The following is an 8,033-nucleotide window of genomic DNA, read 5'->3' on the forward strand; positions in this document are numbered from 1 at the left end:
GGGCTGTAGAGGCCGAGCAGCAAGGCGCCGATATGCCGGCGAGAGCCCTTCGGCTCGGTATAGCCGACGATCACGAACTCCTGGCGCAACTGGCACTTCAGCTTGATCCAGTCGTTGCTGCGGCGCGAACGGTAGGCGCTGCCCAGACGCTTGCCGATCACGCCTTCGAGACCGAGCTTGCAGGCGCTGGCCAGCAGGTCGCGGGGGTCTTCCGCGAGCGTCGCGGAGAACCGCAGCGGGTCTTCGTCGCGCCCTTCCAGCAGCGCCTCCAGGCGCGCGCGGCGCTCCTCCAGGGCGACATCGCGCAGATCCTCGCCTTCGTGGTACGGCAGGTCGAAGAGGACGTACAGGATGTTCTCGCCGCGACCTTCCTCGAAGGCGTTCTGCAGGGCCTGGAAGTCCGGTCGACCCTCCTCGTCGAGGACCACCAGTTCGCCGTCCAGCCAACTGCGCTGCAGACCGAGCCCGGCCAATGCCTTCTCCAGGTGCGGCAGGCGTTCGGTCCAGTCATGGCCGTTGCGGGTCAGCAGGCGCACGTGGCCGTCTTCGATGCGGCTCATCAGCCGATAGCCGTCCAGCTTGAGTTCGTAGGCCCACTCCCCTCGCGGAGGCTGCTCGACCAGGCTGGCCAGCTCGGGGGCGATCCATTCGGGCATCGGCGTCTTCCCCCCGCTCTTGCCGCGTCGCGCCGGCCTGGCCGCGGGCGTGGCGGCTTCGCCATGGCGGGGCAGCAGCGTACGCTCGCTGAGCACGCTGTCGGGACGCTCCTTCAGCACGTCGAAGCGATCCAGGCTGCGCGCCTCGCCGTCCTTGGCCTTGACCAGGAACCACTGGGGCTGCTTGCCGCGCAGGTTGGTGCGGATCAGGTGCCAACGCCCGGAGAGTTTCTCGCCATCCAGAGCGAAGCTGAGATGGCCCTTTTCCAGGCCCTCGCGCGGATCGTCCAGAGGCGTCCAGGCGCCTCGGTCCCAGACGATGACATCGCCGGCGCCGTAGTGCCCCTGGGGGATGCTGCCTTCGAAATCGGCATAGTCCAGCGGATGGTCCTCAACCTGCACCGCGAGCCGCTTCACCGCCGGGTCGAGGCACGGCCCCTTGGGCACCGCCCAGCTCTTCAAGGTGCCATCCAGCTCCAGGCGGAAGTCGTAGTGCAGGCGGCTGGCGTCGTGCTTCTGGACGCAATAGCGGAGCAGACCGGTGCTGTCCTTGCGAGGCTTGCGGCCGCTGGGCTCCGGGGTCTGGCGGAAATCGCGCTTGCGGGCGTACTCGGCGAGCGGCTTGCTGCTGGGCATGGCGGGCTCCTCGGTGGTCAGACGCCGGGGCAGACCGGCGCGCTGTGCAGGACCAGGTCGATGGCTTTCCCCAGTTCTTCCAGGGTCACCGGTTTGAGCAGCACCGGATAGGGTGCCGCCGGGTCGATGCCGACGCGAGCGCTGTCGCTGAGCAGGATCACCCGCATCCGCGGGCGCACCGGCAGGCTGGTTTCGATGAGCATGCTGCCGCTCAGAGGACCTTCGAGCTGCTCGCTGAGCAGGAACAAGTCGATCACCGCGTCCGAGGCCAGGTGGTCGAGGGCTTCGTCGCGACTCGCCGCGCTGAGCACCGCGTAGCCTCGATCGAGGAGGAATTCCTCGATCCGCCAGAGCTGCTCGGCGTGTTCTTCGAGGACCAGGACGATCTTGTTTTCTCCGTTCACCATGGTTCTCCCTGTCGGATTGTCAGGAAGGCTTCGCTGCAAGGTTCGCGCCGTCCGCCCCGCTTGCGCCGGAGCAGCGTGACCACGGCGATTGGGCGCGGGCTGATCGCAAAGTGCGATCAGCAGAGTGCCCGGAAGGCGCCTGTTCATCGTGCAGATTGCCCGATCCGCGCCGACCGCTGGTAAGCCCGCCGGCACCAACCGCGTCGACCGGGGTCCAGCCTGAGAGACCGCGAGCGAAGGAGCCAGCCATGCGCCCTGCCCCAGAAGACGCCGCAGACGATGCGTTCGACCAGCGCGAGTATCCGATCCCGGAGCGCCTGGAAAGCCAGCGCCGCGCCTGGCGTTTCGAACGCGCGGGCCTGTGGGTCCTGCTCGGGGTGATCCTCCTGGCGCTGACCGGGGTGTTCGCCGGCGGGCCTCTGAGTTCGCGGACGCTGGTCAGCGACAGCGGCAGGCTGACCCTGGCCTACGAGCGTTTCGAACGCAGCGGCGCCGCCAGCCGCCTGCGCATCGATCTGCGCGGCGCGCCGGGCACCGAGGTTGGCGTGCGTCTGGGCGGCGGACTGCTACAGGCGCACAGCATCCAGAGCCTGCAACCGCAACCGCTGCGCAGTCACAGCTGGCGGGGTGGCCTGGAGCTGGAGGGAAGGCTCGACGAAGACGGTCGCCTGAGCCTGTTCCTGACGTTGTTGCCGAACCAGCTCGGCGAAGTCGCCAGTCGACTGGAGTTCGCCGGCGAAAGCCTGGCCTTCGACCAGTTCATCTACCCCTGAGTCATCCGTTCCGAGGAGGCGCACGATGGATTCCGTACTGCGAGCCGCCGCGCTCTACCTGGTCCTGCTGGTACTCTTCCGCATCGCCGGGCGGCGTTCACTGACCGACATCACCACCTTCGACCTGCTGCTGCTGATGATCATCGGCGAAGCCACCCAGCAGGCGCTGCTGGGCGACGACTTCTCGCTGGTCAACGCGGTACTGGTGATCATCACCCTGATCGTCATCGACGTCGGTCTGTCCCTGCTCAAGCTGCGCCATCCGAAGCTCGACACCCTGATCGAGGGCTCGCCGACGCTCATCGTCGAGTACGGCAGGCCATTGCACGCACGCCTGGCCGAGGCCCGCCTGCGCGAGGAAGACATTCTCCTGGCCGCCCGCGAGACCCAGGGCCTGGAACGCATGGAGCAGATCCGCTTCGCCATCCTCGAGAAGAACGGCAAGATCTCGATCATTCCCGATCGCGGCGACTGACGCTGCGCGCGTGGCGCATCAGCAGCGGCTGGATGCTCAGGCCGTGCACGCAGATGCTCAGGGCGACGAGGCTCAGCACCAGGTCGCTGGCGGTATGCGCGAGCGCCGTAGGCAGCCCCTGGTTCAGCGCGTAGCTGAGGTAGTACAGGCTGCCGATGCCGCGGATGCCGAACCAGCCGAGCAGGCGCCGCTGCGCCGGGTGCATCAGCCGCCGGCCGACCAGCAGCCAGACCATCGCCGGCCGGCACACGCAGAACAGCAGCAGCGCCAGCGGCAGCGCGCGCCAGTCCCAGTGCTGGTAGAGCATGGCGCCGAGCAGGGTCACCAGCAGCACTTCCAGCGAGCGCTCCAGCAGGTTGCCGAAGGAGAGCACGTCGAGCATCACCGCGCCGGCTGCCACCTTCGGGTGTTCGCTGCGGTCGGCGCCATACTCGATGGCGCCGCTGGCCTGCCCGGCCTCGCGCACGTCGGCGGCGGCCGCCTGCGCCTCGGCCGGTGCCGAGGCGTGTCCCAGCGTCGCCACCTCGGCGTGGCGCAGGCCGATCCCGGCGGCGAAGCTGGCGAGGAAGCCCCAGCCGCCCAGCGCGTCGGCGCCGACATAGGACAGCGCGATCAGCGCCAGGGCGAGGAAGTCGTTGGCCGACACCGAGGTGTCGGTGTGCCGCGCCCGCAGGTGGATGGCCAGGCGGCCGAGGCCATGGCCCAGGCAATAGCCCACCAGCAATCCGGCGGGGATGGCCCAGAGGACGTCGCGCAGCAGCCAGTCCAGGCCGCTGCGGTCGAACTCGCCAGGCAGGCCGCCGCCCTGACCGATCAGCAGCAGGGCGGCGATGACGAAGGGAAAGGCGATGCCGTCGTTGAGTCCCGCCTCGCCGGATACGGCGTAGCGCAGGCGATCGTCGTCGCCGGCGTGGTTGACCTGGATGTCGCTGGCCAGCACCGGGTCGGTGGGCGCGAGGATCGCCGCGACCAGCAAGGCCAGCCCCCAGTCCAGGCCGAACAGGAAATGCGCGCCCAGGGTAAGGCCGAGGATACAGCCGAGCAGGACTGGTCCGGCCAGCAGCCAGGCAGCGGTCCAGGCCGGCGAGCGCAACGGCAGGCGCAGCTTGAGGCCGCCGATGAACAGCGAGATCAGCAACGCCGCCTCGCTGAGGTGTTCGAACCAGCCGCTGATGTCCGCCAGGCCGCTGCGCCAGGCGTGCAGCCCGGCCGGGCCGATGGCCAGGCCGAACAGCAGGTAGATGAACGAGGTGCTGACCGGCAGCAGGCGCAGGTAGGCCGAGGCCAGGCCGAGCGTCAGCAGGATGCAGCCCAGTACCAGCAACCACAGGCTGAAACTCATGCCTGGCCAGGCTCCGCCCGCGGGGGCGTTACTTGGATGGGTGCGCCTTGGCCAGCGCGCGGGCCATCTCCAGGTGATGCTTCAGGGCCGGCAGATGGGTCTTGGCGAATGCCTGCAGTTCCGGGTCGGTCAGGTTGTCCGCGGCCTGGGTGAACAGTTCCACGGCTTTTTCGTGAGCCGCCACCTGGTTATTGGCGTAGGCCGGGTCGAAGGAGGCGTCGCGCAGGTCGAGCAGGGTCGCCTTGGCCTTGTCGGTCAGGCTGGCGTCGTCTTCGACCTCCAGTTTCTTGCGCTCGGCCAGGCTGCGCAGTTCGGCGTTGACCTTGCCGTGGTCGTCGATCATCTGCTTGGCGAATACCTTCACATCGGCGGCGGTGCTCTTTTCCAGCGCCATCTTGCCGGCTTCGATTTCCGCCACGCCGGCCGCCGAGGCCTCGCTGACGAAGGTCTGTGGCGCGGTCTTGTTCATGTCCTGGGCGTTGGCGAAAGGCAGGGCCAGGACCAGCAGGAGCCAGGCGGCTCCCTTGAGGGGAAGGCTGATTGCTCTGTTCATGGTCGACTCCGTTGGCGTGACAGGGAAAAAATGCCGGGACTTCGGCACAACGCACCTCGGCATCGTCGCTGCTGTGACGGCGCCGCTGGCCGACCGTTCAGATTTTTCGCCGACCGTGCCAGGCCGGGCGCCCTCCCCGGTCACCCCTGGCGGCTCGCCAGCGCCTCGATCCGCGCCCGGCTCTTCGGCCGGCGTACGGACAGCGGCGGTTCGACCCGCATCGGCGGCGCGATCGCGTTGCCCTGGAGATAGACGTCCCCGGTCGGCAGCCGGGCGAACGCATCGTCCTCCTCGAGACCTTCCAGGACCACGCAGGGCGCCAGTTCGCGGCACAGGGCCAGCAGGTGGCGCAGCACTTCGGCGCCCTTCGCCGAGCGACGTGCTTCGCGGGTATACCGGCAATCGATCTTGATCACGTCGGGACGGGCATCGAGGACGAAGTCCAGGTTGTTGTGCGCCGCGCCGAAGTCATCTATCGCGATGCGCACGCCATGTTCGCGCAGGCGTCGGATGAACTCCCGGGTCGCGACTCTCTCGCCCACGGCGGTCTCGGTCAGCTCCAGCGTCAGCCGCCGTGCCACCTGCGGACGGGCGGCCAGCCATCGGCAGACGGCTTCCCACCAGGCATCCATCGCCGCGCTCTGGCGCGACAGGTTGCAGGCCAGGCGCAAGGTAGGCTCGGCGTTCAGCCGGTCGAGGACCGTACCCAGCACGCAGCGATCGAGCAGGCGTATCAGGCCGAGCCGCTCCAGCGCCAGGATCAGTTCCTGGGTCGGCAACGGCGGCTCGCCGCTGGCGGCCGTGACCCTGAGCAGGGTTTCCCGGTAGAGCGGCTCCCATTCCGGATGCCCGGCATGCCGTACGGCCTGCCAGTCCAGGCGCACCCGACCGCGCGCCAGGGCGGCCTGGAAACGCCGGGCCAGGCGCAGGTCGCCGGCCAGGGAGGCGGCAACGGCCGGCGGGTGCTCGTGCTGGCGAGCCTGTGGGGAACTGTTCACTGTAGAGCTTTCCTTTCCTGGCGGCTGACGCCGTTGTCGTCGATCCAGTCGAACGCCACCTCGCCGCGCGTCCCGCCGTCCACCCGCCGCGGCAGGCCGAGGCGTCGTTGCGAGCGCGGAGCCAGCAGCGTTCCGGGCAGATCCAGGCGCGTCTCCCCTATCTCCAGCGCCAGCCCCGCCAGGGACACGAAGTACGGCGTCGGGTTGTCCACCCGCAGGGTCTCGTCGCGCAGCGCGAAGCCCAGTTCGGCGGCCGCGTCCTCGGCGTGCGGATGCAGGCCGTGCGGGCGGTACAGCACCTTCATCTGGGTTCGCAGGGTGACCGTGAGCCGGGGCCGGCCAGCGGACTCGGCGGTGGCTTGCGGGGGGATCTCGTAGATGTTCAGCCAGTACAGCGATTCGCGATCCCGTGCCTGGGCCTGGCCGGTAGCCAGCAGGCGCAGGCTGCGCTGGCGTCCCGGCTCCAGGCGGAATACGGGCGGCAGCGGCAGGAACGGAGCCAGCGCGGTATCCGGTTCGCCGTCGAGGGCGCCGTCATCGACCCACGCCTGCACCAGCACCGGGTAGGGATTCTGGTTGACCAGCAGCAACGAGGCCTCGCGCTGGCCCTCCACGAACACCAGGCGGGTGCGCTCCGCGGTCACTCCGGCCTCGCTCGTCGGCGCGAGGCAAAGCATGGCCAGCAGCGCGAGCGCGCGCCTACTGGACACGGATAACCACCTGCGCCGTGGCCTCGACTCGCCCCGCCGTGACGCCGGGCTGGCTGCCGAGCGCGAGTTTCTCCAGGCGCGCGCGGAAGGTTTCGCGGTACAGGTCGATGCCGCCGCTACCGCCGTTGGCCTGGGTCGCGCCACCGATGGCGGGGTACCAGCCGGTGGCCTCGGCGTTGCTGCCGCCGGCGGAGTTCTCGTTGGCCAGGAGCGTCATCGGCGTGCCGTCGCGGTAGATGCGGATGCCGACCCCACGGGCAATGCCCGGCTCCCCGTAACGGTCGGAGAGCAGGTAGGACAGTCCGCCACTGGCGTTGACCAGGCCCAGCGCCGGGCTGGCCGCCAGGGCCCCGCTGGACACGCGGATGCCCAGCGCCGTGGCGCCGGCCCCGGTGCCGTTGGTCATGCCGCTCTGGCACTTGAAGGTGAGTTCGAAGGGCGCCTCGCGCACGCCGCCGCTATCGATCTCGGCCAGGGTGATGGGCGGGAACTGCACGTGCGGGGTGACCGTCATCACCGCGCAGGTGGGATAGCGTTTCAGGGTCACGTAGCGGTACAGCCCGATGGCACCCGGCCAGTTGCTGTACCAGCCGCCCCAGTTGCCGCCCACGTGCGCCTGGCCGACGGTCGGCGCGGTCAGGCCCGGCCCCTTGATGGCGATGTAGGCCGCCGGCTGGGTGTAGGAATAGGGCTGCGAGAGGATCGTCGGCGAGTAGTAGCGGATCGCCTCCAGCGGCGCGCTGTACAGCTCGGCGCGTACCGCTGCGAGGTTCTTCGCCTTGACCAGTTGGAAGCCGCGCGAGTCGATGTCCAGCCCGGAGAGCTGGCGCTCCTTCCAGATCGGCGTGATGGTTTCCCCCGTCTCGACGTTGGTCAGGCGCAGCAGCACGTTGGGCCAGGCCGTCCGGTAGGCATCCTGCAGGCCGATGTCGTTGCCCACCGTGTCGGCGCCGGTGTAGTAGCCGCTATAGAGATCGTCGCCGTTGGTAGAAAACATCTCGTAGACGGCGTCCCCGGCGCTACAGCGGAAGAACACCCGCTCGGGGTCGTAGCCGCCGGTGGCGCCGTACTGGGTCAGCGGCGCCACCGCGCTGGCGATGAGCGTCGGATAGGGCTGGAAACTCTCGTCGCTGACGTTGACCACGCTGGGCAGGCCGAGCGAGCCATTGCAGGTGTCGCAGGCGCCGGTCCAGCTGCCGGCGGTACCTTCGCCTGGGCGGATCTGGGTGTTCGAGGTGGTCGTCTCGCTGCCTACCGAGGTGACCCGGTAGCAAGTCGCCTGGCCACTGACGGGAAGCCCCAGCAACACGCCGAGGGCCAGCGCGGGCAGCAGGGGAAGCGTGCGGTTCATCTGGCGTTCTCCAGGTTGGAGTCGGTGGTGGCTGCCCGGCAGGTACCGCGCAGGCGGATCAGCGCCTGGTCGCGAGGCACACCGGCCAGGTCGTAGGGCAACTCGCAACGCTCCTTGCGCGCCGTTCCCCAT

At 69.1% G+C, this 8,033-nt stretch carries 10 protein-coding genes; 2 read left to right on the forward strand and 8 right to left on the reverse strand.

Annotation, left to right across the window (positions count from 1 at the left end; all coding sequences use genetic code 11):
* On the reverse strand, nt 1-1,292 hold a 1,292-nt coding region (ligD, locus tag FFS27_RS24310; RefSeq protein ID WP_218570991.1), incomplete at its 3' end, for a non-homologous end-joining DNA ligase.
* Nucleotides 1,293-1,309: 17 nt separating this feature from the next.
* Nucleotides 1,310-1,699, reverse strand: coding sequence for a response regulator (locus FFS27_RS24315; RefSeq protein ID WP_003161880.1), 390 nt, complete (start codon nt 1,697-1,699; stop codon nt 1,310-1,312).
* A gap of 248 nt (nt 1,700-1,947) precedes the next feature.
* Between FFS27_RS24315 and FFS27_RS24320 the strand changes: the two genes are divergently transcribed.
* Together FFS27_RS24320 and FFS27_RS24325 are read left to right on the forward strand one after the other, a co-directional pair.
* Nucleotides 1,948-2,472: a hypothetical protein gene (locus tag FFS27_RS24320; RefSeq protein ID WP_003088874.1), complete on the forward strand. Its 525-nt coding sequence runs from the start codon at nt 1,948-1,950 to the stop codon at nt 2,470-2,472.
* Nucleotides 2,473-2,497: 25 nt separating this feature from the next.
* Nucleotides 2,498-2,947, forward strand: coding sequence for a DUF421 domain-containing protein (locus tag FFS27_RS24325; protein WP_003088873.1), 450 nt, complete (start codon nt 2,498-2,500; stop codon nt 2,945-2,947).
* Here FFS27_RS24325 and FFS27_RS24330 read toward each other — a convergent pair.
* From FFS27_RS24330 to FFS27_RS33745, 6 genes are all read right to left on the reverse strand, one after another.
* Entirely contained in the window at nt 2,925-4,289 is a 1,365-nt protein-coding gene (locus FFS27_RS24330; RefSeq protein ID WP_023101288.1) for a cation:proton antiporter, read from the reverse strand. The genes FFS27_RS24325 and FFS27_RS24330 overlap by 23 nt on opposite strands.
* Nucleotides 4,290-4,317: 28 nt before the next feature.
* Nucleotides 4,318-4,842, reverse strand: a complete 525-nt coding sequence (locus FFS27_RS24335; RefSeq protein ID WP_003088871.1) for a DUF4142 domain-containing protein — start codon at nt 4,840-4,842, stop codon at nt 4,318-4,320.
* Between the two features lie 140 nt (nt 4,843-4,982).
* Complete coding sequence (locus FFS27_RS24340) at nt 4,983-5,840, reverse strand: EAL domain-containing protein (protein ID WP_003109869.1); 858 nt, start codon at nt 5,838-5,840, stop codon at nt 4,983-4,985.
* Entirely contained in the window at nt 5,837-6,550 is a 714-nt protein-coding gene (locus FFS27_RS24345) for a fimbrial biogenesis chaperone (RefSeq protein WP_021264732.1), read from the reverse strand. The genes FFS27_RS24340 and FFS27_RS24345 overlap by 4 nt, the downstream gene beginning before the upstream one ends.
* Complete coding sequence (locus tag FFS27_RS24350) at nt 6,540-7,901, reverse strand: fimbrial protein (protein WP_023101290.1); 1,362 nt, start codon at nt 7,899-7,901, stop codon at nt 6,540-6,542. The genes FFS27_RS24345 and FFS27_RS24350 overlap by 11 nt, the downstream gene beginning before the upstream one ends.
* Nucleotides 7,898-8,033 (reverse strand): hypothetical protein (locus tag FFS27_RS33745; protein ID WP_171019224.1); only part of this gene is annotated, 136 nt, incomplete at its 5' end. The genes FFS27_RS24350 and FFS27_RS33745, both read right to left, overlap by 4 nt.

The sequence above is a fragment of the Pseudomonas sp. 2VD genome (assembly GCF_005503585.1).
Taxonomy (GTDB): domain Bacteria; phylum Pseudomonadota; class Gammaproteobacteria; order Pseudomonadales; family Pseudomonadaceae; genus Pseudomonas; species Pseudomonas aeruginosa.

Coding starts and splice junctions, on each gene's coding strand:
- FFS27_RS24315 (WP_003161880.1), bottom strand. CDS start 1,699: ATGGTGAACGGAGAAAACAAGATCGTCCTGGTCCTCGAAGAACACGCC.
- FFS27_RS24320 (WP_003088874.1), top strand. CDS start 1,948: ATGCGCCCTGCCCCAGAAGACGCCGCAGACGATGCGTTCGACCAGCGC.
- FFS27_RS24325 (WP_003088873.1), top strand. CDS start 2,498: ATGGATTCCGTACTGCGAGCCGCCGCGCTCTACCTGGTCCTGCTGGTA.
- FFS27_RS24330 (WP_023101288.1), bottom strand. CDS start 4,289: ATGAGTTTCAGCCTGTGGTTGCTGGTACTGGGCTGCATCCTGCTGACG.
- FFS27_RS24335 (WP_003088871.1), bottom strand. CDS start 4,842: ATGAACAGAGCAATCAGCCTTCCCCTCAAGGGAGCCGCCTGGCTCCTG.
- FFS27_RS24350 (WP_023101290.1), bottom strand. CDS start 7,901: ATGAACCGCACGCTTCCCCTGCTGCCCGCGCTGGCCCTCGGCGTGTTG.